Here is a 26,510-nt window from a genome sequence, read left to right as displayed (position 1 = left end):
GACGTCAGTATCGCAAGCTATCAGGATTGACCGATGAAAGTCCGTAACTCGTTGAAATCGCTGCGTGGTCGTCACCGCGACAACCGCCTGGTCCGCCGCAAGGGCCGCGTCTACGTGATCAACAAGACCCAGCGCCGTTTCAAGGCTCGCCAGGGTTGAGTTGCTGAGCGGCCGGCATTTTGCCGGCTGGCCTCACGACATCACAGGTGTTTGACGCGCTGCTGCTTTGCAGCGCGTTTTTTCGTGTCTAGACTTGCAGCATGGCATTGAGAATCCCGGCCGCAGGTTTTGGAATTCTGCTGAGCGCGTTTCTGGGCGCAGCACCCGTCTATGCGCAGGTGCGAGATCCGCAGGTCGTGACCCCGGATGCGCCGAAGAAGATTCCCGAGCCACCCGCCAAACTGCCGAAGGTCAATGCCGACAAGACGCGCGGCCTTGATTTTCTGTTTGGTGCGCTGAAAGCGGCGCCGGACGAAGCCAGTGCCAAACACGTCGAAGGCCGGATCTGGGCCCTGTGGTCGCAGACCACGAGCGACACGACGGCGCTGCTGATGACCCGCGCCAAGACGGCGCTGGACGCCAAGCAGGTCGATCTGTCGCTGCAGTTGTTGAGCGCGGTGGTGAAGCTGCGCCCGGATTACGTCGAGGGCTGGAATCGGCGCGCGACGCTGTATTACCTGCAGAACGATTACACCCGGTCGCTGCAGGATATCGAGCAAGTGCTGATACGCGAACCCCGGCATTTCGGTGCTCTGGCAGGGCTCGGCATGATCATGCAGGAGCTGGGCGACGACAAGCGTGCGCTTGATGCGTTCCGCAAGGCGCTTGCGGTCAATCCGCATCTCGAAAAGGTGCCGGAGCTGGTCAAGACCCTGACCGAAAAGGTCGAAGGCCGCGATATCTGAGATTCCCTGAAAGTTGGGGCGCTTGCGGGACATCGCGGGAACATCGCCCTGCTTTGATGCATCCCTGCTGCCCGCGATGGAAAAACAAGACATCGTCGCCGGGGAATCAAACTTCTGACACAGGAAACGGGCGAAAAGGGCGTTTTCCGAGCCACAGGAAGGGACACCTTTTGGCGCCGAAGTCATTTCCGCTATTCGCTTTGCTATGTGTGTTGATGGCCGCACCGATGGCTGCTGTGACCGGCCCTGCGCTGGCGCAGAAAGCCGATGCGCCGCCGGCGCCTGCAGCTTCGACGCTGTCCCCCGATCAGGCCAAGGCTGCGCTCGACACATTGCAAGACGACGTCAAGCGCAAGGAAATGATCGATACGCTGCGCGCGATCGCCACGGCGACACCTGCATCGCCGGAGAAGAAACCGGCCATTCCGCTCGACGCCGACAGTCTTGGCGCGCAATTGCTCGTGACTATTTCCGATCAGCTCGGCGATATTACACGCGAGGTCTCGACAGCCGTGCAATCGGTCACGCGCTTTCCGGCGCTATGGTACTGGCTACAGCGCAGCGCGAACGATCCCGCCACCTATCATCTCCTGTTCGACATCGCCTGGAAGCTTGTTGTCGTATTCGGCGGTGCGCTGGCGGCGGAATGGCTCATGGTTTGGCTGCTGCGCAAGCCGCAGGCCGCGCTCGAGGCGCGCATTCCTTTCGTCGCCCGTGCGCCGTCCTCGCTCATCGAACGTGCCGATCCACCGTCGTCCACGGCCGACTTCACCGAGACGCCTGATCTCAACAAACGGCGGCGCAGCCTGACCCGGGCGTGGCAATCGCTGCTGCGGCTTCCCTATGTGGTCGGGCGTCTTCTCCTCGAATTGTTTCCGATTTTCGTCTTTACCGGCACAGTATCGCTGCTGCTCGGCACCCAGATCGGCGATGCCGGGATCACGCGCCTCGCGATCCTTGCGATCGTAAACAGCTATGTGGTGGCGCGCGCCATCATCTGCGCGATGCGCGCGTTGTTCGGGCCGCTCGCTCTGTTCAGGGTGAAGGAGGAGACCGCAGCCTATCTCGAAATCTGGACGCGTCGCATCGTCGGCGTCGGCGCCACCGGCATCGCAATCGCCAATGTCGCCCTGATGATGGGCCTCTATCGTTCGGCACATTTTGCGTTGATCAAGCTCGTGATGCTGGTCGTGCATCTGTTTGTTGTCGTCATCGTCCTGCAGTGCCGGAAGCCCGTTGCCGATGCGCTCCGCGCGCCGATCGGCGCTACGGGCTTCCTGAGCGCGATGCGCAATCGCCTCGCCAGTCTCTGGCATGTGCTGGCGATCGTCGTCGTGATGGCGGCTTGGACCATCTGGGCGCTCAATATCCAGAACGGTTATTCATTGCTGCTGCGATACATCGTCGGCACGGTCATTGTCGCGCTGGTGGCCCGGCTCGTCTCGATGATTGCGCTGAGCCTCATTGATCGCGGTTTCCGCATCAAACCGGAAATCTTGCAGCGCTTTCCGGGTCTTGAGACGCGTGCCAATCGTTATCTGCCACTGTTGCGCAAGGTCGTCGCAACGATCATCGCGGTGATCGGCCTCGTTGCCTTGCTGGAAGTGTGGGGCGTCAATGCCATTGTCTGGTTCTATGGCGGCCAGATCGGCAGTCGGGTCGTCTCGGCTGTCATCACCGTCGGCATCGCTGCCATTGTCGCTGCGGTTGTGTGGGAAGGTAGCAATGCGCTGATGGAGCGTCAGCTCGCGGCGCTGACGCGCGATGCTCATTTCGCCCGCGCGGCCCGTCTGCGCACGTTCCAGCCGATGCTGCGTACGACATTGCTCGGCGTAATCATCGCGGTGGTTGCGCTCACCGCGCTGAGCGAGATCGGTGTCAATGTTGCGCCGCTGCTCGCTGGTGCCGGCATCCTCGGTATCGCTATCGGCTTCGGTTCGCAGAAGCTGGTGCAGGACGTGATTACCGGCCTGTTTCTGCTGCTGGAAAGCACCGTGCAGGTTGGTGACAACGTTACGGTGTCGGGCCTGTCGGGTGTCGTGGAGAACGTCTCGATCCGTACCATTCGACTGCGTGCCGGCGATGGTTCGGTTCACATCATTCCCTTCAGCGCGGTGACCACCATCACCAATGCCAGCCGCGGTGCAGGCAACGCGGCCGTCAGCGTCAGCGTCGCTTACAAGGAAGATACCGACCGCGCCGGCCAGTTGCTGAAGGACATCGTCGAGCAGATGCGCAATGAGGCAGCTTTCAAGCCGCTGATCCGCAGCGATCTCGAATTGTGGGGCGTCGATAAGGTCGATGGTTCGATGGCGACGATCGTCGGGCAGATCCGGTGTACCGATTCCGGCCGCTGGGCGGTGCAGCGCGAATTCAATCGCCGTATGAAAATCCGCTTCCAGGAAGAAGGTATCGAGATCGCGTCACCCGGACAGACCGTTTTGATGCAGTTGCCGCCGCCGACCACTGAAGCTGCAGAGGACAATGACGCAGATAACCAGCAGAGCAAGTCAGCGCAGCGCCGCGCGGGCTAGTGATTGTCGCGACTTTTCGAGGATGCGGCAGCTCCGGATTAGCCAAAGTTGCGGCTACGTGGGGCGCAATGGCAGCCATATTCGCCATCCCGCCACGGCCTCTCTGGCAGATGGACGAACCGGAAGACAAGGACAATCCAGAATAGGTGCGTCTGTCGATCTAGTGCAGGACGTTATTGCCGGGCCGGATAGCACCGAACTGGGGTGAAGCGGCATAGAGTTGCTGCAATTCCGCTTCCAGTTGCTCGTTGACCATCAGCAAAGCCTTGAGCGCGCCGCGCAAGTCGCCATTGCAGGTAGAAATGATTTCGTCGATCACAGCATCGGTTGGGCGGGCCGTCATGGAACTATCTCCAGTTCAGATCATGGCGTCAGTCCGCCGCCTGATCGTGGCGATAACCGGGCGGGAACGAATGCGTTCCTGTGGATAGCGTGGACAGTTCTTGCTGGCCATTCGTCGCGGCCGCCGTGGCAAAGCCGCCAAACGCCCCCCATATCCACAACATTACTTCCCTCCACGGGCCTTTCCTCGGTGAGAAAATTTGTGATTGTCCTGCTCGCGCTTCTCGTCGTTCCCATTGTTGTGTCGGCAGCCAGATATTGGATGGGTGATCGCTCGGTAGATTGGCAGAGCGCGGATCGTTCAAGCGCCGGCCTGTTGCCACCGCCCGCCACGCATCCCGAGGCACTTGTGCGCGTCTTCGCGGCGCGGACCGTGCGCTGGCGCGGTATCTTTGCGGTCCATAGCTGGATCGTGTTCAAGGAACAGGGCGCGTCGCGTTATACTCGCTACGATTATACGGCGTGGGGCGAGCCGATCCGCCTGAATGGATTTGCCGCAGACGGCCGCTGGTTCGGCGACGTGCCGACCGCTATCGCCTCCGCCGACGGCGATGCCGCCACCGCCATGATCCCGAAAATCCAGGCGGCCATCGCGAGTTACTCCTGGCGCTCTTATGGCGACTATCGGGCTTGGCCGGGGCCGAACTCCAACACCTTCGTCGCGGCAGTTTTGGCCGCCGTGCCCGAATTGCAGGTGGCATTGCCGCCCACCGCCATCGGGAAGGATTTCCCCTATGCCGGCAATGCCTTTGGCTGGACACCTTCCGGCACCGGCGTGCGCGCCACATTGGGCGGCTATCTCGGTGTTACCGCAGGCTGGGTCGAAGGGGTCGAGCTCAATCTGCTGGGTGCCGTATTCGGCCTCGACATCCGCCGGCCCGCGATCAAACTGCCGGGCATTGGTCGTCTTGGCGTCAGTGCGTAAATGACGCGCGGCGCGAAACCCTCAGGGTACCGTCGCGTAGCTGAACCGTGCACAAAATTCCTCGGATATCGGCGATGATATCGGTCACTGTGGTGGCCGTGCTATGCGTGCTGGCCGTGGCCACGCAGGTCGGCGTGCTGGTATTCGAGCGTAAATATCGGCCAACGGGTGAGCTTGTCGACGTCACGGGTGGCCGTCTGCATGTGGTGCAGATCGGACCACGCGACGCATCAGGCCCGCCGATTGTCCTCATCCACGGTGCCACGTCGAGCATGGAGACCATGCGGCTGCCGCTCGGCAATATGCTGGCAGAAAAACACCGCGTTATCCTGATCGACCGTCCCGGCTTTGGCTGGAGCACGCGTGACGATTTGTCGAACTCTTCTCCGGCGATGCAGGCGAGGATGATCGATGAAGCGCTTGAAAAACTCGGCGTCGATCAGGCGATCGTTGTGGTGCATTCGCTTGCCGGCGCACTCGGCGCGCTGATGGCGCTGGACTATCCGCAGCGTTTCGCAGGACTGGTCATGCTGGCGGGTGTCACTCATCCCTGGCCCGGTGGCGTTGGCATCTATAACGAGGTCGTCACCACTCCGGCCATAGGCAAGCTGCTGGCCTATACGATCACGCTGCCGCTCGGCTATTTCTTGACGGACATGGCCGGACGCGCAGTGTTTGCGCCGCAGCCGATGCCGGAAGGCTATATCGCGCAGACCGCGACGCAACTTGTACTGCGGCCGCGCAACTTCCTTGCCAATGCCTGGGATCTAGTAACGTTGAAATCTGCCGTCATGGCGCAGGCATCGCGCTATGCCGATATCAAAGCTCCGACCGTCGTGATCGCAGGCTCTGCCGACACCATCGTATCGCCGGAGATTCATTCGCGTCATTTCGCGAAAACCGTGCCGGGCGCCAAACTAATCGTGCTGCCGAACGTTGGTCATATGGTGCAAAACGCTGCACCTGATCTTATCATGAGGGAGATCGAGGGCATGATCTCGGCCGCTGACACAAAACCGAAGGCCGCCTTGCGCTAACCTCCCGTTCGATCGACTTCAACCCAAATTGAGGAGAATTGCATGACCACGACTTTCGGTTCGGCCAAATGGCAGGGCGGCATCAAGGACGGCAAGGGATCGATTTCCACCAAGAGCGGCGCGCTCAGTGACTATCCGTATGGTTTCGCCAGCCGCTTCGAAGGCAAGCCTGGCTCCAATCCTGAAGAGCTGATCGGTGCGGCCCATGCCGCCTGTTTTACCATGGCGCTGTCGCTGATCCTTGGCGAAGCAGGGTTCAAAGCCGACAATATGGAAACCAAGGCGGATGTGACGCTGGAGAAGCAGGGTGACGGCTTCGCGATTACCAAAGTGCACCTCACGCTGTCGGCCTCTATTCCCGGCGCCGACAAGGCGAAGTTCGACGAACTCACCGCCATGGCAAAGGCCGGCTGCCCGGTGTCGAAGGTGCTGAACGCAGAAATCACGCTCGACGCGACACTGGTGTAGTTCTCAGGGTCTTGGCACCTGCCGCGCACTCCCTCGCCCCGCTCTTGCGGGGAGAGGTGGGGTGAGGGGCTCTTCGATCCGTGAGTGAAGTGCGTATGGTGGGCTTTGTGCGATGCCTCTCACCCGCCGCTAGACGCGGCGACCTCTCCCCGCAAAGCGCGGGGAGAGGTTAAGCAAGTGAACTACATATCCGCGTCGTTTGGCCCGACATAAGCGATGCGGACCATGTTGGTCGCACCTGGTGTGCCGAGTGGCACGCCAGCGACAATGATGACCCGCTGGCCGGCTTTGGCGAAGCCGTCTCGGAAGGCGATGCGTCCGGCGCGATCGACCATGTCGTCGAGGTCCTTCGCATCCTCCGCCACCACGCAGTGTACACCCCACACGACCGAGAGCTTGCGACCGGCGGCGAGGTTCGGCGTGATCGCTACCACCGGCGGCTTCGGCCGTTCACGGGCGACGCGGACGGCGGTGGATCCTGAGCTGGTCCAGCAAATGATCGCAGACAGATCCAACGTCTCTGCGATTTGTCGTGCGGCGTCCGCAATGGCGTCACCGACGGTCGGCTCGGGTTCGGGGCGCTGGGCCATCAGTACGGTGCGATAGGTCGGATCGCGCTCTACTTCCTCGCCGATGCGGTTCATCGTTGAGACGGCTTCGACCGGGAATTTGCCGGCGGCGGATTCGGCCGACAGCATGACGGCGTCCGCGCCTTCATAGATGGCCGTTGCCACGTCGGAGACTTCGGCGCGCGTCGGCACCGGACTCTGGATCATTGACTCCAGCATCTGCGTAGCGACGACGACGGGTTTGCCGGCGCGGCGCGCCATGCGCGTCATGCGCTTTTGTAGACTTGGTACCCGTTCCAGCGGCAGTTCGACGCCGAGATCACCGCGCGCGACCATCAGCGCATCGGACGCTTCCAGAATGGAATCGAGACGGTCGATCGCCTGCGGCTTCTCGATCTTCGACATGATGGATGCGCGGCCGCGCACCAGCCGCTTGGCTTCATGAACGTCCTCGGCGCGCTGCACGAAGGACAGGGCTATCCAGTCGATGCCGGTCTCGAGTGCGGCTTCCAGATCCAGGCGGTCCTTCGGCGTCATGGCCGACACCGGCAGGTCTGTATCGGGCAGGCTGACGCCCTTGCGGTCGGAGATGCGGCCGCCGACCACCACGCGCGTCACCGCGCGGTCGTTCGATGTCTCCTCGGCAATCAGCCGCAGCTTGCCGTCGTCGATCAGCAGCGCATGGCCCGGGCGAAGTGCAGCGAGAATTTCCGGATGTGGCAGGTGCACGCGGGTGGCGTCGCCGGGCGCGGGATCGGAATCCAGCACGAAGCTCTCGCCATTCTTGAGCTGCACACCGCCTTCGGCAAAGGCGCCGACACGCAGCTTCGGGCCCTGCAGATCGACCAGAATGCCGATCGGGCGCCCGTAGCTGCTCTCGACATTGCGGATGGTCTTCACCAGCTCGCGCATCTTGTCATGCGGCGTGTGGCTCATATTGATGCGGAACACGTCGGCACCAGCCTCGAACAGCTTGCGGATCATCGCGCTGTCGGAGGAGGCAGGGCCGAGCGTGGCCAGAATCTTGATGCGGCGTTGACGTCTCATTGTTTGCCTCCCGGCGGTACTGATGGCGGCAGGGTCGTTGACCCGCCCGGGGGCGCGCCACCTGGCGTGTTGGGCAGACCGGGGAAGCCCGCGCCGGGTGCGCCCGGAGGCGGTCCGGTCGGCCCCGGAATGCCCGGCAGCTTCGGCGGTTGTTCGTTGGTTTCGGTCAGTTGCACCGTCCAGGCACGCTGTTCGCCGGTATCGACCTCAAAAAAGCCGGTCCGGTCAAAGCCGCGCGCGAGGCAGTTTTCGGTGCCCTTGATAGTGAATTCCTTGTCGCGGGAGCACATGAAGGCCTGACCCGACCACTCACCACCCCGGTCGTAATCGAGTGCGTAGATATAATAATACCGCGCAACCAGGGTTCCGCGCAGCAAGGTCTCGCAGGCTCGCGACGAGACATTCCACCAGCCCTCGGTGGTCCAGCCTTCGGCATCCTTGTAGCCCAGCGCGATCCCGACCCGGCTCGAGGTGTTGTTGCACAGCCGGAAATCAGCCGCCGCGGGGCTCGCCCACAGGCACGACAGGGCCAGCGCCAGCACCGGCAACAGGCCGGCGAGGGGGACGCGTCGAAAGGGGCGGGAATGGGAATCTCTTGCGGTCATGCGGCGAAGCTATCTCAATTCGTTGACGATTTCGCTTGACCCGGCGGGCCTGTCAACGGTCGCGGAACCAATTCTGCCCCGCCAGGCGGTTTGCGTTGTGATATGGCAAAATCTGTGACAGCGCCCATGTTACACGAAGACGACAGGCCGGTATCGGGTGCAACAGCGAGACCATTCATGGCGATTGACGACAAGATCCAGACCGAACTCGAGGCCGCCGCCTTTCGCCGGCTGGTAGACCATTTGCGCGGTCGCACCGATGTGCAGAATATCGACCTGATGAATCTGGCCGGCTTCTGTCGGAACTGCCTGTCAAACTGGCTGAAGGACGCTGCCGACGCCAAGGGCGTGGCGATGACCAAGGATGAGAGCCGCGAAGCGATTTACGGCATGCCTTACGAGACCTGGAAATCGCTGCATCAGGCCGAGGCCAAACCCGAACAAATTGAGGCCATGAAGAAAGTGCACAGCGGGCACTGACGATTTCTTGTCTTTTTGAGGCATGAAATCAAAGCTGTGGGGGCGCTGTGGATGACCGCGAAGGCGCCTTGACGCAAGGCGCCGTGGTCTTGAGTGTCATTTCCTTAAGATTAATGCGCGCATAACGCTGCGCACTAAACCCACCCGATATCCGCTTAAAGCAACATCAGTTCACCAGGAGTTTTCGATGGCCACCTCTGCTGCGTCCGTGCTGGACGATCAGGCGACACATTCTTTCGCCAAGGATCAGCTCAAGGCTATCGTCGAGCGTATCGAGCGCCTTGAAGAAGAAAAGAAGACGATCTCCGACGACATCAAGGACGTCTATGGCGAAGCCAAGGGCAACGGCTACGACGTGAAGGCGCTGCGCACCATCATCCGCATGCGCAAGCAGGACGCCAACGAGCGTGCCGAGCAGGAGACAATCCTCGAGACCTATCTGCAGGCCTTGGGAATGCTGTAAGGCGCTTAGCGCGCCAATACTCAGCCAAACACTCAGGTGTCATACGCGGGCAAAAGCGCGAAGCGCGTCTTCGCGCTAGACGACCCGCGTATCCATCTATCCACAAAAAATCGATGGATGGCCGGGTCAAGCCCGGCCATGACACCATTATAGTCTGAGAAATTCGCGCGCTTAACGCAGCGATGCCGTGCGCATCACAAATGCTGTCGTCGCAAGCGAGGCTGTTGCCGAGCCGGTGAAGCGGTCGCAGACCAGACCGAGCTGCGGATCATCCGAGAAAGTCATCGCCACCACCGCCTGCGGCTTGACGAAGTGTGCGCGCAGGATGGTCATGTCGCCGTCGCCCATTACTGAGGCCGACATCGACGTGGTGGCGCTCGGCGCGAGGATCATCGCGCGCATCCAGACATGGTTGTCGGGAATGGCTGCTGCGGTCAGGCGGGTCGCTACGGTGACGGTGCTGTTCTGGCCCTGAGCGCCCTTCGCGACGACGGTCGTGATGTTGTTCACCGCCATCGGGTTCTTGGCCACGGAGGCCGGACGCATGCTACGTGGGATCGGCGCGCTGGCGGCAACGACATTGGCGCGATCGACCGGGGAGTTGGCCGGCGGCGCATAGGCCATCGCCTTGGCGAAGCTGGACTCGGTGGCGGCCGGCTGCGGATCTACCACATTGGCCAAGGCCTGCCGTGCGGTGATCGCGGCGACCTGCTGCGGCGTGGCCTGTTTCGGCGCCGGCATATCATCCCAGAAGCCGCGGGCATTGATAATATCGGCCGGCGTCTGCGGCCGGTTGTCGGTCTTGGCTGCGGGCGCCGGAATCGGTGCCTTCGGGCGCGGTACCGGAACGGTCTCGGTGTCAGCCGATGCGAGCTGATAGGTTGCCGCTGCGGCCGGCTTGGAGCGCGGCATCGGAACGGGGTCCGAAGACTTCGCCTCAGCCAGCTTCGTTTCGGCCTGCTTCGTGTCGACCGGTTTCGCAGGCATCGCGGCGGCCATCATGCCGACAGGCGACGGCTTGGCGGGCGCGATCGCGGCCGCTGCGCTCTCGTCTTCGTCGTCATTCGACTTGCCACCACGGAACAGCGAGGCGAACAGGCCCGGCTTGCTCTTGGCAAAAGCTGCACTGTCGCCATCGCCGCGCTTCTCGATCTCAGCCATTGCCAGCTGATAACCAGCCAATGGACGGCCGTCGGTCGGCAAATGCACGGTGCGGCCGTCGGGGAAGACGCGCGCCAGCTGGTCATGCGTCATACGCGGCCAGTGACGGATGCTGCCAGTGTCGAGATGCACGAAAGGCGAGCCGGAGGTCGGATAGAAGCCGACGCCGCCGCGCTGCAGGCGTAAACCGGCAAAGCGGATCTTTTCCAGCGCCACGCCGGGAATGAAGAAGTCCATCGCGTGGCCGAGCATATGCTGGCTGGCGCGAGCGACGCCGGACGAGCGGCGGCGGAGCATGGCGTTGGTGGTGGGAGAGCGATAGGCGGAGATAATCTGGATCGACGCCTTGCCGTCGACATCGCGGTAGACCTCCCAGAGGATGTCGAACAGGCGACGATCCATGTTGGTCTGGTCCTGGCTGCGCCAGTCGCGCAAGAAATAGTTGATCTTCTTCATCCCGTCGTCGTCGTAGCGGCCATTGCGCTTGAACGTGACGGTGAGATCTTCGCCTGAATGGGTGTGGTGGAACGAGAGGGTGCGGGTTTCGTCGAGAGCGGTGGCGTTATGGACGGAGCTGGCGCCTGCGATCAGCAGGACTGAAGCGAGGCCGGCATAAAAGCCAGCGCGCGATGTCCGCAATCTCGTTTTGCGTGCGAAACCGCTCAGCACGTATGAACCCACCCAAGTCGACAACTCTCTCGCTACCCCATGCGGCGACAGAGAGTGAACGTACTCTTAAAACGGGAGGGTTAACCGAGATTTACAACCCATCCCCCCAAGCGGGCTTTTCAGCCAGCCATTAAACTTAACCCATTGAGTATGGCGAAAAATAGCCCGCTGCCGGGTTCCAGATGGACGATGGTTAATCTGGATAAAGGGCGAAACGTAAAAAAGGCTCCACCGGAAGGTGAAGCCCTTGATAAGTCTTTCGAATTTTGAGGACTGGCGTCGCGCTTAGCGGGTCACCGTCCGGCGTGGTTTCTGACCGGGTGCAACTGGCTGTGGTGCCGGGGCACCGCCGCCGAACAGGCGCTCGAAGAAGGACAGGCCGCCATTGCTGGCCATGCGCGAGCCGTTGTCGTTGAAGGCTACGCCTTGCGGGATATCTGCGCGTGGGCGCGAATAGCTCGGCTGGGCCCGAGCGACGACCTGCTCCAGATCCTTGTTCTTGCCGCCGCGGAGCAACTGCATCATCTGCGCGTCGCGTCCGTAGATATCCTTGCGCAGCTGCAGCTTGCCAGCGTCATCGACGAAGGCTGTCTGGTAAGTGATGTTCACCGGGATCGGCGTCGGGAATTTCAGGTCGATCTCGCTGCGGCCATACATGCCGCGAACCTTTTCCGGTGTGTAGTGCTCGTTCGGCATCGTGATGTTCAGCAGCGTCGCGGCGTATTGATCCGGATTCTGCACGCGCATGCAGCCGTGGCTGAAGGCGCGCTCGTCGCGGCCGAACAGGTTCTTGTCCGGTGTATCGTGCTGATAGACGAGGAACTTGTTCGGGAAGTTGAAGCGGATGCGGCCCAGCGCGTTGGCTTCACCGGGGGGCTGCGCAATGTGGATGCTGCCGTCGGAATTGCGCGTCAGCTTCAGGCCCATGCGGTCAAGCACCGTCGGGTCCTGCTGCAGAGCGGGCAGGTATTCGTTGTAGATGATCGACGGCGGCACGTTCCAGGTCGGGTTGACCGTGATGTACTTCATCGTCTCGGTCATCAGCGGCGTGGCGTGATTGCCCGGCTTGCCGACGACGACGCGTGTGGTCCAGACCTGCGCGCCGTTCTGCATCACTTTCAGCGTATAGTCCGGGATGTTCAGCATCACATAGGCATTGCCGACTGCGGACGCGCCGAGCTGGCGTGGCAGCCAGCGCCAACGCTCCATGTTGACCAGCACCGTATCGATGTGGCGATCACGCTTCGGCGAATTCATCGCGCGCACGGTAGCCTCGTCCAGCACGCCGGTGGCCTTCAGGTCATTGCTGGCCTGATACTTGCGAACGGCTTCGGCGACGGCAGCGTCATATTTGGTCTCGGCCGGATTCTCGACATTGAGGCGCGCGCGCAGCAACGGCACGCGCGAGTCGTCCATCACGGTCGGGTTGGGATTTTTCTTCGTGGCCTTGGCGAAACGCAGAGCCGGGCCCTCGCCGATCGGCTGTACTGGCGTTGCGGTTTCGCCGCGCAGTTCAGCGAGCTTCTTCTTCAGCTCCTGATAGCCCTTGTGCGGCGGGTTGTAGGCGTCGAGGGCTGCCGAAGCGTTCTTCGCGGTCAAGATATTGGCGAGCACTTCCGCCGGATCTGTCGGATGCTCCGGATACATGATGTCGCCAGTCACCTGCGACCAGTGCATGCGGCCGCTCTGTGCCTGGCGGGCATAGTCGAGCATGCTGGCGGTGAGCTTCAGCTCCGCCTCGGCGAGCGCATCGGGCGTATTCGCCGCGGTGAAATCCGGCACCGGATAGTCGGCGGCGTCGAGGCCGTCAGAAGCGGCGTCCTTGAGGCGCGCAATGACACCCTTGGCGGCAGGGGTCGTTGCGCCGCCCTGGGTCCAGATCGGTGCGAAGTCACGTGCGGTGTAGAACTTCTCGGCCGCGGCGCGCTCGCCCTTACGGTCGAAATAGCGCGTGGACTTGGCGCCGAACATGTCGCGCAGCTTCTCGGCGACGGGCTGATCGCTGGACGCAACAGTGGTCGCGGGCTTGGCGATGTCCTTGGCGACATCCTTCGGCGGCTCGGCTGCGGGCGCGGGAGGTGCGACGGCAGTCGCGGCCGGCGGTGTCGCAGCGGCGGGCACGGTTACAGCCTCGCTCGGCTTCACATCCGCAGGCGCTTGCGCGGCCTCGGTTGCCTTTGGCGTATCGGTCGAGGTCGAGCCGATGGTCTTCTCGGACGTCTTGGTTGCATCGGGCACGGACGCGGTGGTCTCGGCCTTCGGCGCCTCGGCCTTGAAGTCGGCAGCGGTCGGCGGGGCTACGTTGGCGGGTTCCGGGCGCGGCACCGCCGCATCGATGGCGAGTTCGGAGACACTGTCGCGGGGCGCTGCGCTCTGGGCAGCAGCAGCTGCGCCAGCGGAAACCGTCAGGAATGTCGCGGCCACGGCCATCAGCACGCGGTCGAATCCCGAGCGGCCCTTGGAATAGTCTCGCATTCTCGCACCTCGTTAGGTGAGCTGTTCCGGCATGGAACAGTTCTAGTCTGACGTCATCAGCTTCGGTTGAAGCAGTCGCGCTGTTTTGCCTGCCCGCTCCGATTCAGAGCGCTTCCTGTGCAGACGATACACGCGCCCGGCACAAGCGCTAGCGCTTGTCGGACAAGTCACAACAAACTGACCTCAACCTCCCCGGTTTGCAACGCATACCGAGGTTTCACCGATGCTTTTGACTTTGTGTGTCACCAGACCGCAACGGTTCAAGTTCCATAGCGATCGCAACAACATGTTCAATCGCGTGGGAGGCGAGAAGTTCAGTTCGACGGTGCGGAATCCGCAATCGATGAATCTTTCTCCGCTGCCTCATCGAGCTTGCGGTAGAGTGTCGACCGGCCGATTTTGAGGCGCCGCGCGACTTCCGACATCTGACCGCGATAGTGCGCAATGGCAAAGCGGATGATCTCGGATTCGAGCTCTTCCAGTGCCCTTACCTCGTTCTCCGCTGTCAGCATGGACAGGCTTCCGGCGGCGAGCGATATCGGGGCTGCGTCGATGCCCGGTACCATGGTCGGCGCCATCGTGTGGAAGACGGGGTCTACAATCAGCGGCGCGACCGCCGATGCCACGATCGATGGAACGTACGCGGTCGTTTGCGGGAAGTCGGCCAGTCCGAGTTGATCGCCTTCGCTCATCACCACGGCGCGGTAGACGGCATTTTCCAGCTGCCGGATATTGCCCGGCCAGTCGAGCTGCGTGAGCATCGTCATGGCGTCGCCGGCGATGCTGGTAATCGGCCTGTTCTCCTCGGCGCAGAAACGCGCCAGGAAATGCCGCAGCAGGTACGGAATGTCCTCGCGGCGCGCCCGGAGCGGCGGCACCGTGAGCGGCAGCACATGCAGGCGATAGAACAGATCTTCGCGGAATTGCCCGGCTTTGACGAGATCGAGCAGCTTGCGGTTGGTAGCCGAAATGATGCGGACGTCGACCTTGACCGGCTTGCGCCCGCCCACGGCCTCGACCGAACCTTCCTGAAGCGCGCGCAGCAGCTTCACTTGCGCCGATAGCGGCAGCTCGCCGACTTCGTCGAGAAACAGCGTGCCGCCGTGCGCCTCGACAAACTTGCCAAGATGCCGGTCGGTAGCGCCGGTAAAGGCGCCCTTCTCGTGGCCGAACAGGATCGACTCCACGAGGTTGTCGGGAATGGCGCCGCAATTCACAGCTACGAACGGCTTGCTGCTGCGTTCGCCCGAGCCGTGGATGGCGCGCGCGATCAATTCCTTGCCGACGCCGGACTCGCCTTCGATCAGCACGGGGATCGTGGAGGTCGCCGCCTTGCGTGCGGTGCGCAGCACGGCATCCATGCCGGCATTGCGGGTGACGATGTCGGCAAAAGTGAGCTTGCCTTCGCGGCTGTGCCTGATGCGCTGCAATTCGCCTTTCAACGCACTGGTATTGAGCGCATTGCGCAGGCTCACCTGCAGACGTTCGACGCCGACAGGTTTGACGACGAAATCATGTGCGCCGGCACGCATGGCGGACACAACATTCTCGATACCGCCATGGGCAGTCTGGACGATGACCGGGATACTGAGGCCGCTATCGCGAATCTTGTCGAGCACGCCCATGCCGTCGAGGCCCGGCATCATCAGGTCGAGGACCAGAGCATCGATGGCGGCCGCTTCGGGATCAATCAGCCGGGCCATGGCAGCGTCGCCGCTATCGACCGTGATGGCCTCATAGCCGCAGCGCTGCACCATGTTTTCGAGGAGGCGGCGCTGGACGGCGTCGTCATCTGCGATGAGGATTCGTTCGGCCATGGCAACTCCAGAGCGGGTATGTCCCGATTTGAGCCACCATGGCGATCAAAGCCTTAATGCTTTCATAACACCGGGGCGAGGTAAGCCGTCGCATAGGGCCAGACTTCGCGGGCACCGCGATAGATCATGTCACCCGCCACATAGAGAATGATGGCGAGGCCGACATAGGCGATCCAGCGGTGCTTCTGCAGCAGCTTGGCGATGAAGGAGGCGGCGAGACCCATCAGCGCGATCGACAGCACGAGGCCGAAGATCAGGATGCTCGGGTGTTCACGCGCGGCACCGGCGACCGCGAGCACGTTGTCCAGCGACATCGACACATCGGCGACGGTGATCTGCCAGATCGCCTGGCCCAGCGTCTTGCGCGGGCCGTTGGCCGTGCCATCGGCATTGAGCTGGTTCTCGAGCGCGTCGAGATCGTGCTCATGCCCGGCGCGCAATTCGCGCCACATCTTCCAGCACACCCACAGCAAGAGGATGCCGCCGGCCAGAAGCAGACCGATGATCTGCAGCAGTTGGACGGTGATGCTGGCGAAGCCGATGCGCAGGATGGTGGCGGCGATGATGCCGATCAGGATGGCTTTGCCGCGCTGTTCCTTGGGAAGGCCGGCGGCCGCAAGGCCGATCACGATGGCGTTGTCGCCGGCGAGGACCAGGTCGATCATCACGACCTGGAAAAGTGCAGTCATAGCTTCAGCGGTGAAGAAGTCTGTCATGTGGGCCACTCCGTATGAACGTCCAGTCCGACATCACAGTTCGGGTGAACTGCCAGAGGGGCCCGGGCCAGGACGTGCTTGTTAAAAGTCGTGCTTTGCAAACATGCGGGTTTGATCCCGCGGTTGATCCGATCCGTTACTCGGGTTGATCCGAGAGGGTGACAAGCCGAACCATCTGGTCGGGCTCGATGAGAATGGTGATGCCGACGCCGATGAAGGTCAGGACGCCGGCGACATCGAACCAGGTCGCGCGCCGCGCGAAGTTCCGCGGAATCAGCGCGCCGCCGGCCATCAATGCTGCAAGTGCGAATAGCAGGGTGGCGACCATCGGCGCCAGCGCATCGAGCGAGACAAATGCGCGCAAGGCCAGTGCCGCGGTTAGCGCCAGCAAAAGGGTTGCGGCAAACAGCTCCTTGACCCGGTGAGGGGCAGGAGGCGCATAATTGCGGCCAATGCTGTTGCGATCCGTAAAGGCCATCGTTGTCCTGTCGGGTATCGTTTCATCCCGTCCGCAACGTTCTTGCAGCTCGATAGTCGTGCTACAGGAAGTCGTCAGATCTTTAATTCATACTGGATAGTTTCGTAATCATGAAACGTGGCGAAAATCAAGAAGATTTCGCTGGAGTGCAGCGCGGCAAAGCCTTGCCGGAAGCGCGGCAGTTGCGAAAACAGGCTGGGGATTGGCTAAAAGCGCGACGCGCGGAAGCCGGGTTGTCGCAGGTCGATCTCGCCGCAAAACTTGGTCTCAAATATTACACGTTCATCTCGCAGGTTGAGAACGGCTTCAGTCGGGTGCCCACCGAAACGATGGAAGCATGGGCCATTCAGCTCGGTCTGGAGCCGGCCGCCTTCGCAAAACATTTGCTGGTCTATTACGAGCCGGAATTGCACCGGCTGCTGTTTGGAGCACCCAAATGAACGTCATCGCATTTCAGCGCAAACCGCTGCAGGGCGCGTGGAGCGAGACCGAGCTCGCCACGCTTGCCGACACGATCAATCTCGGGCATCGCGGCCGCGAATGGGAGACTGGCATCACTGAGAACGGCGATGCGCAGCTCTATCTGCTGGGACCGCAGCCGGAGCAGGCCTGCGAATTGTGCGTATCGCGCGTGGATGGCCAGTACATTCTCGAAGACGGCACCGGGCGCCTGTTGTTCGAGCATCGCAGCCTGCCGCTGGTGGCGGCGCATGCCCGCACTGCGCTGCGCGGGACGCGATGGTGGCTTGTCGCACGGATTGTCATGGTGTGGTGTACGATTCGCCATATGCTTCATGACGAGATCGAACCCTTGATGACCGAGGGCGAAGAACTGCTTGTCCATTTCGCTCCGCAGCTCGCTGCTTTCGTGTGACGGCTGCATCCAACCGAAAGTATTCATGACGAAATCTGCGACTGCTCGGACTGCCAAGCCTTCTCGAAAGACCGCTTCTCGCAAAACTGTTTCGCGCAAATCCGCTCCGGCCAAAAAAGCGGTGAGCAAGCTGGCGCCGAAATCATCGGCCAAATCGCCGGGGGGCAAGCTGCCGGAATGGAATCTTGCGGATCTCTATACGGCGATCGACGCGCCGGAGATTGCCGGGGATCTCGACAAGATCGACGCCGAATGCGCGGCATTCGAAGCTGATTACAAGGGCAAGCTCGCGGAAGAGACGGCTAAGCCCGGCGGTGGTGTGTGGCTCGCGGGCGCTGTTCGCCGTTATGAGGCGATCGACGATCTGGCCGGCCGGCTCGGCTCCTATGCCGGTCTCGTCCATGCCGGCGACAGCGTCGATCCTGCGATTTCGAAATTCTACGGCGACGTTTCCGAGCGCATCACCGCGGCGTCGGTGCATCTCCTCTTCTTCGGCCTCGAACTCAATCGTGTCGACGATGCCGTGATCGAGCAGGCGATGCAGACGCCCGAGCTTGGCCACTACCGGCCGTGGATCGAAGACAGCCGCAAGGACAAGCCCTATCAGCTCGAAGACCGCGTCGAGCAGCTGTTTCACGAGAAGTCTCAGACCGGTTATGGCGCCTTCAACCGCCTGTTTGATCAGACAATCGCGGGGCTTCGCTTCAAGCTCGGCGGCAAGGAGTTGGCGATCGAGCCAACGTTGACCATGCTGCAGGACCGCGCGCCGGCCAAGCGCAAGGCGGCCGGGCAAGCGCTGGCGAAAACCTTCAAGGCCAATGAGCGCACCTTTGCGCTGATCACCAACACGCTGGCCAAGGACAAGGAAATCTCCGACCGCTGGCGCGGTTTCCAGGATATTGCGGATTCCCGCCATCTCAACAATCGCGTCGAGCGCGAAGTGGTGGACGCACTAGTATCATCGGTGCGCGCGGCCTATCCGCGGCTGTCGCATCGCTACTATCAGTTGAAGGCGCGCTGGTTCGGCAAGAAGAAGCTCGCCCATTGGGACCGCAACGCGCCGCTGCCGTTTGCGCCGACCGGCACGATTCCATGGTCGGACGCACAGGACATGGTGCTGACCGCCTATGGCGCGTTTTCACCAGACATGGCCAATATCGCCAAGCGCTTCTTCACCGATCGCTGGATCGATGCGCCGGTGCGCCCGGGCAAGGCGCCCGGAGCGTTCTCGCATCCGACCACGCCGTCGGCGCATCCCTATGTGTTGATGAACTATCAGGGCAAGCCGCGCGACGTGATGACGCTCGCCCACGAACTCGGCCATGGCGTGCATCAGGTGCTCGCCGCCCGCAACGGTGCGCTGATGGCGCCGACACCGCTGACGCTGGCCGAAACTGCCAGCGTGTTCGGTGAAATGCTGACCTTCAAGCGGCTGCTGTCGCAGACCAAGAGCGCCAAGCAGCGTCAGGCGCTGCTGGCGGGAAAGGTCGAGGACATGATCAACACGGTGGTGCGGCAGATCGCGTTCTATTCATTCGAGCGCGCTGTTCACACCGAGCGTCGCCACGGCGAACTCACCGCGCAGCGGCTTGGCGAACTCTGGCTCAGCGTGCAGACTGAAAGCCTTGGGCCGGCGATCGAGATCAAACCGGGTTACGAGAACTTCTGGATGTACATCCCGCACTTCATCCATTCGCCGTTCTACGTCTACGCCTATGCCTTCGGGGATTGCCTCGTGAACTCGCTCTACGCGGTTTACGAGAACGCCCAGGAAGGGTTTGCGGATCGCTACCTCGCGATGCTCGCCGCTGGAGGCACCAAGCACTATTCCGAATTGCTCAAGCCCTTCGGCCTCGACGCCAGGGACCCGACCTTCTGGGACGGCGGCCTCTCGGTCATCGCCGGGATGATCGATGAGCTTGAAGCGATGGGGTAGGCGTACGTAAAACATTTGTTGTACGTACGCGAGCTTTCTGTTATACATTCCGTACAACAGGGAGTTGGACCTATGAATGGAGCTGCCCGGAATCCCGAATTCGAGGCAACGGCGCTTCAAATTCGTAAAATTGGTAATTCGGTGGGAGTGATTTTGCCGAAGGAATTGCTGGCGCGCCTCAATTTGAAGGAGGGCGACAAATTCTATCCGGTTGAACAGCCAGACGGAAGCTTGCGGCTGTCTCCCTTCAATCCGAAGCATGCGCGGACGATGGAAATCGCCCGCAAGGTGATGCACGAATACAGGGATACATTCGCCGCGCTGGCCAAATGAACGCGACATTCGAGCCATTGTGGCTTGATGTCGATGAAGTAATCGACATGCACGCGGAACAGCTTGCTATGTTTGGTGGTCCCGAAGGTGTTCGGGACCACGGCCTCCTTGAGTCGGCAGTGCTACGGCCGATCAATCAATGGCATTACGGCGAGACTGATATGGCGGCGCTTGCTGCAGCTTATGGATACGGTCTCGCCAAAAATCATGCGTTCGTTGATGGCAACAAACGCATCGCCTTTCATGCGATGATGGTGTTCTTGCGCATGAATGATATCTCGTTCGCCCCAGATCCCGGCCAAGCTACAGAGATCATCCTTGCCCTTGCTGCCGGCGAAGTCAGCGAGCAATCGCTCACGCGCTGGATTCGGGACAACTGGCCCGCCTAATGCACTGCGGTATGTAAAGATTGCCGTGGTATGCCAGCAACCGTTGCTCTCCATATCCAATTGCGCTAATTCCGTGGCAACATACGAAATACGAGGCGGGAGACCCTGATGTCCGATCACAGCGAAGTCGCTTACACCACGGCCGATGGCAACGACTATCCGGCGCATGAGCAGACCTATGAGGGCTTTCTCGTGCTGGTGAAGTGGGGCACCATCGGCGTCGTCGCCATCGTGGCCCTGATGGGCATCTTCCTTACCTGATCTATCGCCGATTGCGCCGCCCGACTCGGGTGGTGTCCTGTCCTATTTGCTCACGCGCGTGCCTTGCGCCGCCGGAGGCCCCATGAAGATTGCCGTTGCCAAGGAAATCGATCCGTCCGAACCGCGCGTGGCGATCTCGCCCGACACGGTGAAGAAGTTCAAGGCGCTCGGCGTCGATGTGGCGATTGAGCCTGGCGCCGGCATCAAGTCCGGCCTGCCGGATTCGGAATACACGGCCGTGGGCGCCACCATCAGCGCCGATGCGGTGAAGGATGCCGACATCGTCATCAAGGTGAAGCGTCCCGAGGTGTCCGAACTCGCCGGTTACAAGCGCGGTGCGCTAGTGATCGCGATCATGGACCCCTATGGCAACGACGCGGCGCTGAAGGCGATGGCCGATGCCGGCGTGTCGGCCTTCGCGATGGAGCTGATGCCGCGCATCACCCGCGCGCAGGTGATGGACGTGCTGTCGAGCCAGGCCAATCTCGCCGGCTACCGCGCCGTCATCGAGGCCGCCGAAAGCTTCGGCCGCGCTTTTCCGATGATGATGACAGCCGCCGGCACCATTCCGGCCGCCAAGGTATTCGTGATGGGCGTCGGCGTCGCCGGCCTGCAGGCGATCGCGACCGCGCGCCGCTTGGGCGCGGTGGTCACCGCGACAGACGTGCGCCCGGCCACCAAAGAGCAGGTCGAGAGCCTCGGCGCGAAATTCCTTGCGGTGGAAGACGACGAATTCAAGAACGCACAGACCGCCGGCGGCTACGCCAAGGAAATGTCCAAGGAATATCAGGCCAAGCAGGCCGCGCTCACTGCCGAGCATATCAAGAAGCAGGACATCATCATCACCACCGCTCTGATCCCGGGCCGGCCTGCGCCGCGTCTGGTCACCGCCGAGATGGTGGCGTCCATGAAGCCCGGTTCGGTGCTGGTCGATCTCGCCGTCGAACGCGGCGGCAATGTCGAAGGTGCCAAGCCCGGCGAAGTCGCTGACGTCAACGGCATCAAGATCGTTGGTTATACCAATGTCGCCGGCCGCGTCGCCGCCTCGGCGTCGAGCCTCTATGCGCGCAACCTGTTCTCGTTCATCGAAACGTTGGTCAACAAAGAGACCAAGGCGCTCGCGGTGAACTGGGACGACGAACTGGTCAAGGCAACGGCTTTGACCAAGGACGGCGCCGTCATTCATCCGAACTTCCTGCCGAAGACCGCTTAAGGAGCGCTGCCATGGATCATGCCTCGCTGGTCAGCCCGTTCGTCTTTCAGCTCTCGATCTTCGTGCTCGCCGTGTTCGTCGGCTATTTCGTGGTGTGGTCGGTGACCCCCGCGCTGCATACGCCGCTGATGTCGGTGACCAATGCGATCTCTTCGGTGATCGTGGTCGGCGCACTGCTCGCGGTCGGTGTCAACATGGTCGGCAGTGGCGGCGCCTTGGCGCGCGGCTTCGGCTTCGTCGCGCTGATCTTTGCATGCGTCAATATTTTCGGCGGCTTCCTGGTCACGCAGCGCATGCTTGCGATGTACCAGAAGAAAAAGAAGTAAGGGCAGCCCGATGAACGCCAATCTCGCCGCACTGCTCTATCTCGTCGCGGGCATCCTCTTCATCCTATCGCTGCGCGGGCTGTCCAGCCCGGCGTCCAGCCGCCAGGGCAATTTCCTCGGTATGGCCGGCATGGTCATCGCAGTGGGTACCACGCTGGCCGCGCATCCGCCGGCCGATGCGCTCGGCTGGGTCCTGGTGATCCTCGGTATCGCCATCGGTGGCGGCATCGGCGCGGTCATCGCCAAGCGCGTGCCGATGACCTCGATGCCCGAACTGGTCGCGGCCTTCCACTCGCTGGTCGGCATGGCCGCGGTGCTGGTTGCCGCCGGCGCGTTCTATGCGCCGGAAGCCTTCGGCATTCTCGATCCGGTGACCAAGAAGATCGTCGGCGCCAGCCTCGTCGAAATGTCGCTCGGCGTCGCCATCGGCGCGCTGACCTTCACCGGCTCGGTGATTGCGTTCGCCAAGCTCTCCGGCCGCATGAGCGGCTCGCCGATCATCCTGCCGGCGCGTCACATCATCAATATCGCGCTCGCCCTGGCGCTGGTGTTCTTCATCTTCGGTCTGGTCCGTTCGGGCAGTGCGGTCGACTTCTGGCTCATCACCGTCATTGCGCTGGTGCTCGGCGCGCTGCTGATCATCCCGATCGGCGGCGCTGACATGCCGGTCGTGATCTCGATGCTGAACTCCTATTCCGGCTGGGCAGCTGCCGGCATCGGTTTCACGCTGGGCAATTCGGCGCTGATCATCACCGGCGCGCTGGTCGGCTCGTCGGGCGCGATCCTGTCCTACATCATGTGCCACGCGATGAACCGTTCCTTCATCTCGGTCATCCTCGGCGGCTTCGGCGGCGAGACCGCGGCGGCCGGTGGTGGCTCGGGCGAACAGAAGCCGGCCAAGCTCGGCTCGGCGGACGACGCGGCCTTCATCATGAAGAACGCGCAGAAGGTCATCATCGTGCCCGGCTATGGCATGGCGGTGGCGCAGGCCCAGCATGCGCTGCGCGAAATGGCCGACACGCTGAAGAAGGAAGGCGTCGAGGTGAAATACGCCATTCATCCGGTGGCCGGCCGCATGCCCGGCCACATGAACGTGCTGCTGGCGGAAGCCAATGTGCCTTACGACGAGGTGTTCGAATTGGAGGACATCAATTCGGAATTCGCGCAGGCTGACATCGCCTTCGTGATCGGCGCCAACGACGTCACCAATCCGGCGGCGGAAGATGACAAGACCTCGCCGATCTACGGCATGCCGGTGCTGCAGGTCTGGAAGGCCGGCACCGTGATGTTCATCAAGCGCTCGCTGGCGTCCGGCTATGCCGGCATCGACAACCCGCTGTTCTATCGCGACAACACCATGATGCTGCTCGGCGACGCGAAGAAGGTGACGGAGAACATCGTCAAGGCGATGTAAGTCCCACCCTGATGACCTTCATCAAAACGCCCGGCTACAAGCCGGGCGTTTTTTGTTTGAAAGGTCAGCTCGCAGCGTCTTCCTTTGGCAAGCGATACAGCGCGCACAGCTTGTTGCCGTCGGGGTCGCGCAGATAGGCCAGATAAAGCTTCACGCCGCCTTCGCGGATGCCCGGCGGTTCTTCGCAGGTGGTGGCGCCATTGGCGATGCCGGCGGCGTGCCAGGCATCGGCTTCTTCCTGCGATTTGGCGAGAAAGCCGATGGTGCCGCCATTGGCAGCGCAAGCAGGCTCGCCATTGATCGGCTTCGACACCGAGAAAGTACCGGTCTTGGTCCGCCAGAAAACCCGGTGGCGATCGACGGCGCCGGGCGGGACGCCCAGCGTGCCGAGCAGCTTGTCATAAAACGACTTCGCGGCTTCGAGGTCGTTGGTGCCGATCATGACATGTGAAAACATCTCGCTTCCTCTCCCACTTTCTTGCAAACTCACCTTCAGGTGATACGCAACTATACGCATCATATGCAGTTTGGCGAGACGGCATGATCCCGCCGCGCAATCGGTTTTGTGGGTCTGCAATAGCGGCGTGTCGCTTGCTGCCGAACCCGTTTTCAATCAGGACACTTGCTTGATGTCAGCACATCCCATGCCCAGATCGTCCTGGATTTTCCCCACGTTGGCCGTTCTGCTTTTTATCGCGACGTCAATTCCTTCGCTCGGGATCGGATTCACTGAGACGACTGCTGGCATTGTGTTCGCGGTTGTTCTGCTGGTCATCCTGTTCGGCACGGTGTTCGCCGCCGTGCATCATGCCGAAGTCATCGCACACAAGATCGGCGAACCGTTCGGCACGCTGTTGCTGACACTGGCCGTGACTATCATCGAGGTGGCGCTGATCGCCTCCATCATGCTGGGTGACAAGGCCGTCCCGACGCTGGCGCGCGATACTGTCTTCGCGGTGGTGATGATCGTTTGCAACGGGTTGGTTGGCATCTGCATCCTTGTCGGAGGGTTGCGTTACCGAGAGCAGGATTTTCAGGTCACGGGCTCGAATATTTATCTCAGTGTGCTGATTGTGATGGCGACGATCACGCTGATCCTGCCGAATTACACCCTGACCACTCCGGGGCCGTTCTATTCGAACGCACAGCTCGCCTTCGTCAGCGTCGCCACCATCATGCTCTATGCGGTGTTTCTCTACACGCAGACCATCCGACATCAGGATTACTTCGTCGCAGACGGAAGTAGCGAAGGTGCCGCAGGCGGGCATGTTTCCAACCGTCTTCTGGCCGTCAGCGCCGTTTTGCTGCTGGTCTCGTTGTTGGCGGTGGTGCTGCTGGCGAAGAAATTCTCGCTGGTGGTGGATGCCGGCATTGAACGGATCGGCGCGCCGGAAGCCTTTGCCGGTATCCTCGTGGCGCTGCTGATCCTGCTGCCGGAAAGCGTCGCCGCCATTTCTGCCGCGCGTGGCAACGATCTGCAGAAGAGCATCAACCTCGCACTCGGTTCATCGCTCGCCACCATCGGACTGACGATACCTGCGGTTGCGGTGGCAGCCTATGCGTTAAACAAGGAACTGGTGCTCGGTCTCAGTGCGCAGAAGATGGTGCTGCTGGTGATGACCTTCGTGCTGAGCATGCTGACCTTTGGCACCGGACGCACAAACATCCTGTTCGGGCTGGTTCACTTGGTAGTGTTTGCGGTATTCATCTTCATGGTGTTTGTGCCGTGACCACTTTGGAGAATGAGACGATGCTCGCTGCCCAGTCCGACGTTCAGCAGGACACGCCCGAAGTTCGCGTCACCGAATGGCGACTCGCGCCTGGCGCGGCGACTGGTCACCACACCCATGGGATGGACTATGTGATCGTTCCGATCACCACGAGCGTGATGACCATCGTTGCGCCGGACGGCACCCGTTCGCAGGCGCCGATCACGACCGGCAAATCCTATTTCCGCAAAGCAGGCGTCGAGCATGACGTTCTGAATGAAACCGACAAGGAAATCGTGTTTCTCGAGGTCGAGGTTAAGAAAGCTTAACCTTGTCTGCCTCCAGCGGCTGCCGGTTCATCGTGCTTAGCCTGCTGAGGACGACCTGAAACAATTCAATGCGACGGATTGGAACTTTGCCTTCGATCCGTCGCGATTGATCCCTGAATCAGCCTCAAATTCCTAGCATGAAGCAGCTTGGGGAAGAGGCCGGTTCATGCTGCACAAGTATCTCTCGAAGTTCACCATCGATATCTTGCCGTCGATTCTGGCGACGATCGTGGGTGCCTATATCGTCAATCACTACATCATCCCGAAGGCGAGCCCGGATCGCCCCGCTGCGGCTGTCGCATCGACGTCTGCGGAGCCGAAGCCTGACACCAAGGCAGCGACAGCCAAGCCCGCCGAGAATTCTGCCGACCTCGCCAATCTGCCCGAATCGGCCCCGGCCAAGGCCGGCGATAAGCCAGTGGTCGAGAAGGCCAGCATCGAAAAGCCCGAGGCGGCCACGACACCCGAGCCGCGTCGCCATCAGCCGGCATTGCGCGAGAAGGCAGCGGCCAAACCCGCGCCGGCTCCGGCCGCGCCTGCGCCGGTCCTTGCCACCGTGGGCACTGCGCCAGCGGCGAATGCCAGCGCGGATGAACGCCGCGACGCCAACGATCTCGCCCGTGCTGCCATCGAGCGCCTGAACCGCAGCGAGCCGCGACCCCAGGAAGCTGCCCGTGCGCCTGAGACTCCGCGTGCACCGGAGGCGCCTCGGGTGCAGGAAGCCGCACGGACTGTTTCCCCTCCGTCGATGCAGCAGCTGCCACCGCCGATCGTGGTGGCGACGCCAAGCGTCGAGAAGCTCGATCCCATGCCCTCGCAGGCCGAACGCCCCGAAGTACGTCGCATTCGTCCGCCCGGTGACATCCCGACGCCGCAGCCGATGGATCTGCAGGCGGATGCTGCTGGCACACCGCGATCTGAGCGCACCAACGTGGCCGAAGATGTGCTGTCTGCGGCAAAGTCGGTGTTCAATTCGGTGATCCCGCGCCCGTTCGAGCGGTAAGGGAAACGGTGGATTTTCCGCGCGCCGCTCTC

29 protein-coding genes are annotated in these 26,510 nt (G+C 61.7%); 20 read left to right on the top strand and 9 right to left on the bottom strand.

The window, feature by feature from the left end; all coding sequences use genetic code 11:
• Positions 1-33: 33 nt before the first annotated feature.
• The 3 genes from ykgO (at position 34) to AB7813_RS16005 (ending at position 3,439) form a co-directional block, all read left to right on the top strand.
• Entirely contained in the window at positions 34-159 is a 126-nt protein-coding gene (gene ykgO / locus AB7813_RS16015) for a type B 50S ribosomal protein L36 (RefSeq protein WP_055038661.1), read from the top strand.
• A gap of 101 nt (positions 160-260) precedes the next feature.
• Entirely contained in the window at positions 261-905 is a 645-nt protein-coding gene (locus AB7813_RS16010) for a tetratricopeptide repeat protein (protein ID WP_116663200.1), read from the top strand.
• Between the two features lie 215 nt (positions 906-1,120).
• On the top strand, positions 1,121-3,439 hold the full coding sequence (locus AB7813_RS16005) for a mechanosensitive ion channel domain-containing protein (protein ID WP_439065038.1): 2,319 nt from the start codon (positions 1,121-1,123) through the stop codon (positions 3,437-3,439).
• Positions 3,440-3,599: 160 nt separating this feature from the next.
• Here AB7813_RS16005 and AB7813_RS16000 read toward each other — a convergent pair whose 3' ends face one another.
• Positions 3,600-3,782, bottom strand: coding sequence for a hypothetical protein (locus AB7813_RS16000; protein ID WP_068728843.1), 183 nt, complete (start codon positions 3,780-3,782; stop codon positions 3,600-3,602).
• Positions 3,783-4,043: 261 nt separating this feature from the next.
• On the opposite strand from AB7813_RS16000, the gene AB7813_RS15995 reads away from it, so the two are divergent.
• The 3 genes from AB7813_RS15995 to AB7813_RS15985 all read left to right on the top strand — a co-directional run bounded on the left by AB7813_RS15995 (position 4,044) and on the right by AB7813_RS15985 (position 6,211).
• Positions 4,044-4,706: a DUF3750 domain-containing protein gene (locus AB7813_RS15995; protein WP_120288006.1), complete on the top strand. Its 663-nt coding sequence runs from the start codon at positions 4,044-4,046 to the stop codon at positions 4,704-4,706.
• 74 nt (positions 4,707-4,780) lie between these two features.
• On the top strand, positions 4,781-5,743 hold the full coding sequence (locus AB7813_RS15990; protein ID WP_439065037.1) for an alpha/beta fold hydrolase: 963 nt from the start codon (positions 4,781-4,783) through the stop codon (positions 5,741-5,743).
• Between the two features lie 42 nt (positions 5,744-5,785).
• Complete coding sequence (locus AB7813_RS15985) at positions 5,786-6,211, top strand: OsmC family protein (RefSeq protein WP_175367812.1); 426 nt, start codon at positions 5,786-5,788, stop codon at positions 6,209-6,211.
• A 182-nt stretch (positions 6,212-6,393) separates the two neighbouring features.
• Here the strand turns inward: AB7813_RS15985 and pyk are convergent, their stop codons facing one another.
• Both pyk and AB7813_RS15975 read right to left on the bottom strand, forming a co-directional pair.
• Positions 6,394-7,827: a pyruvate kinase gene (gene pyk / locus AB7813_RS15980; RefSeq protein WP_089265874.1), complete on the bottom strand. Its 1,434-nt coding sequence runs from the start codon at positions 7,825-7,827 to the stop codon at positions 6,394-6,396.
• A complete protein-coding gene (locus AB7813_RS15975) occupies positions 7,824-8,432 on the bottom strand; it encodes a DUF1036 domain-containing protein (protein WP_093757145.1) in 609 nt (202 codons plus the stop codon). Before AB7813_RS15975 ends, pyk begins: the two co-directional genes overlap by 4 nt.
• Positions 8,433-8,609: 177 nt before the next feature.
• Here AB7813_RS15975 and AB7813_RS15970 point away from each other — a divergent pair, with 177 nt between their 5' ends.
• Both AB7813_RS15970 and AB7813_RS15965 read left to right on the top strand, forming a co-directional pair.
• Entirely contained in the window at positions 8,610-8,912 is a 303-nt protein-coding gene (locus tag AB7813_RS15970; protein ID WP_089265876.1) for a DUF1244 domain-containing protein, read from the top strand.
• A gap of 187 nt (positions 8,913-9,099) precedes the next feature.
• Positions 9,100-9,375, top strand: coding sequence for a DUF2312 domain-containing protein (locus AB7813_RS15965; RefSeq protein WP_068728829.1), 276 nt, complete (start codon positions 9,100-9,102; stop codon positions 9,373-9,375).
• A gap of 171 nt (positions 9,376-9,546) precedes the next feature.
• Here AB7813_RS15965 and AB7813_RS15960 read toward each other — a convergent pair whose 3' ends face one another.
• From AB7813_RS15960 to AB7813_RS15940, 5 genes are all read right to left on the bottom strand, one after another.
• The gene (locus AB7813_RS15960; protein ID WP_439084016.1) at positions 9,547-11,205 is read right to left on the bottom strand and encodes a DUF882 domain-containing protein; all 1,659 of its coding nucleotides are present in this window, start codon (positions 11,203-11,205) and stop codon (positions 9,547-9,549) included.
• 285 nt (positions 11,206-11,490) lie between these two features.
• Positions 11,491-13,680 carry a L,D-transpeptidase family protein gene (locus AB7813_RS15955; RefSeq protein WP_439084018.1) on the bottom strand — a complete coding sequence of 730 codons (2,190 nt, stop codon included), beginning with the start codon at positions 13,678-13,680 and terminating at the stop codon, positions 11,491-11,493.
• A gap of 314 nt (positions 13,681-13,994) precedes the next feature.
• Entirely contained in the window at positions 13,995-15,497 is a 1,503-nt protein-coding gene (locus AB7813_RS15950; protein ID WP_439065033.1) for a sigma-54-dependent transcriptional regulator, read from the bottom strand.
• 62 nt (positions 15,498-15,559) lie between these two features.
• Positions 15,560-16,213 (bottom strand): TerC family protein, encoded by a 654-nt coding sequence (locus AB7813_RS15945; RefSeq protein ID WP_231079233.1) that lies wholly within the window; start codon positions 16,211-16,213, stop codon positions 15,560-15,562.
• Between the two features lie 136 nt (positions 16,214-16,349).
• The gene (locus AB7813_RS15940; protein WP_093757132.1) at positions 16,350-16,691 is read right to left on the bottom strand and encodes a hypothetical protein; all 342 of its coding nucleotides are present in this window, start codon (positions 16,689-16,691) and stop codon (positions 16,350-16,352) included.
• Positions 16,692-16,801: 110 nt separating this feature from the next.
• On the opposite strand from AB7813_RS15940, the gene AB7813_RS15935 reads away from it, so the two are divergent.
• The 9 genes from AB7813_RS15935 (at position 16,802) to AB7813_RS15895 (ending at position 23,437) form a co-directional block, all read left to right on the top strand.
• Positions 16,802-17,131: a helix-turn-helix domain-containing protein gene (locus AB7813_RS15935; protein WP_089265882.1), complete on the top strand. Its 330-nt coding sequence runs from the start codon at positions 16,802-16,804 to the stop codon at positions 17,129-17,131.
• On the top strand, positions 17,128-17,565 hold the full coding sequence (locus AB7813_RS15930) for a hypothetical protein (protein WP_089265883.1): 438 nt from the start codon (positions 17,128-17,130) through the stop codon (positions 17,563-17,565). The genes AB7813_RS15935 and AB7813_RS15930 overlap by 4 nt, the downstream gene beginning before the upstream one ends.
• A 25-nt stretch (positions 17,566-17,590) precedes the next feature.
• Positions 17,591-19,501, top strand: a complete 1,911-nt coding sequence (locus AB7813_RS15925) for a M3 family oligoendopeptidase (RefSeq protein WP_439084021.1) — start codon at positions 17,591-17,593, stop codon at positions 19,499-19,501.
• Between the two features lie 72 nt (positions 19,502-19,573).
• The gene (locus tag AB7813_RS15920; RefSeq protein WP_120287136.1) at positions 19,574-19,834 is read left to right on the top strand and encodes an AbrB/MazE/SpoVT family DNA-binding domain-containing protein; all 261 of its coding nucleotides are present in this window, start codon (positions 19,574-19,576) and stop codon (positions 19,832-19,834) included.
• Positions 19,831-20,223 (top strand): type II toxin-antitoxin system death-on-curing family toxin, encoded by a 393-nt coding sequence (locus AB7813_RS15915; RefSeq protein ID WP_175367820.1) that lies wholly within the window; start codon positions 19,831-19,833, stop codon positions 20,221-20,223. The genes AB7813_RS15920 and AB7813_RS15915 overlap by 4 nt, the downstream gene beginning before the upstream one ends.
• Positions 20,224-20,331: 108 nt before the next feature.
• Complete coding sequence (locus AB7813_RS15910; protein WP_068728814.1) at positions 20,332-20,484, top strand: aa3-type cytochrome c oxidase subunit IV; 153 nt, start codon at positions 20,332-20,334, stop codon at positions 20,482-20,484.
• A gap of 82 nt (positions 20,485-20,566) precedes the next feature.
• Positions 20,567-21,697 carry a Re/Si-specific NAD(P)(+) transhydrogenase subunit alpha gene (locus tag AB7813_RS15905; RefSeq protein ID WP_439065031.1) on the top strand — a complete coding sequence of 377 codons (1,131 nt, stop codon included), beginning with the start codon at positions 20,567-20,569 and terminating at the stop codon, positions 21,695-21,697.
• Positions 21,698-21,708: 11 nt separating this feature from the next.
• Positions 21,709-22,023: a proton-translocating transhydrogenase family protein gene (locus tag AB7813_RS15900; RefSeq protein WP_089265888.1), complete on the top strand. Its 315-nt coding sequence runs from the start codon at positions 21,709-21,711 to the stop codon at positions 22,021-22,023.
• Between the two features lie 10 nt (positions 22,024-22,033).
• Positions 22,034-23,437: an NAD(P)(+) transhydrogenase (Re/Si-specific) subunit beta gene (locus tag AB7813_RS15895; RefSeq protein WP_439065030.1), complete on the top strand. Its 1,404-nt coding sequence runs from the start codon at positions 22,034-22,036 to the stop codon at positions 23,435-23,437.
• A 64-nt stretch (positions 23,438-23,501) separates the two neighbouring features.
• Here the strand turns inward: AB7813_RS15895 and AB7813_RS15890 are convergent, their stop codons facing one another.
• Positions 23,502-23,894, bottom strand: a complete 393-nt coding sequence (locus AB7813_RS15890; RefSeq protein WP_089265890.1) for a VOC family protein — start codon at positions 23,892-23,894, stop codon at positions 23,502-23,504.
• A gap of 172 nt (positions 23,895-24,066) precedes the next feature.
• Here AB7813_RS15890 and AB7813_RS15885 point away from each other — a divergent pair, with 172 nt between their 5' ends.
• The 3 genes from AB7813_RS15885 (at position 24,067) to AB7813_RS15875 (ending at position 26,478) form a co-directional block, all read left to right on the top strand.
• Positions 24,067-25,167, top strand: a complete 1,101-nt coding sequence (locus tag AB7813_RS15885; RefSeq protein ID WP_089266242.1) for a calcium:proton antiporter — start codon at positions 24,067-24,069, stop codon at positions 25,165-25,167.
• Positions 25,168-25,187: 20 nt separating this feature from the next.
• Positions 25,188-25,475: a cupin domain-containing protein gene (locus AB7813_RS15880; protein WP_068730343.1), complete on the top strand. Its 288-nt coding sequence runs from the start codon at positions 25,188-25,190 to the stop codon at positions 25,473-25,475.
• 166 nt (positions 25,476-25,641) lie between these two features.
• Positions 25,642-26,478 carry a hypothetical protein gene (locus AB7813_RS15875; RefSeq protein WP_231079238.1) on the top strand — a complete coding sequence of 279 codons (837 nt, stop codon included), beginning with the start codon at positions 25,642-25,644 and terminating at the stop codon, positions 26,476-26,478.
• Positions 26,479-26,510 lie beyond the last annotated feature (32 nt).

The organism is Tardiphaga sp. 20_F10_N6_6 (genome assembly GCF_052076045.1).
GTDB lineage: Bacteria > Pseudomonadota > Alphaproteobacteria > Rhizobiales > Xanthobacteraceae > Tardiphaga > Tardiphaga robiniae.
This window is presented reverse-complemented; position numbering and strand designations above follow the sequence as displayed.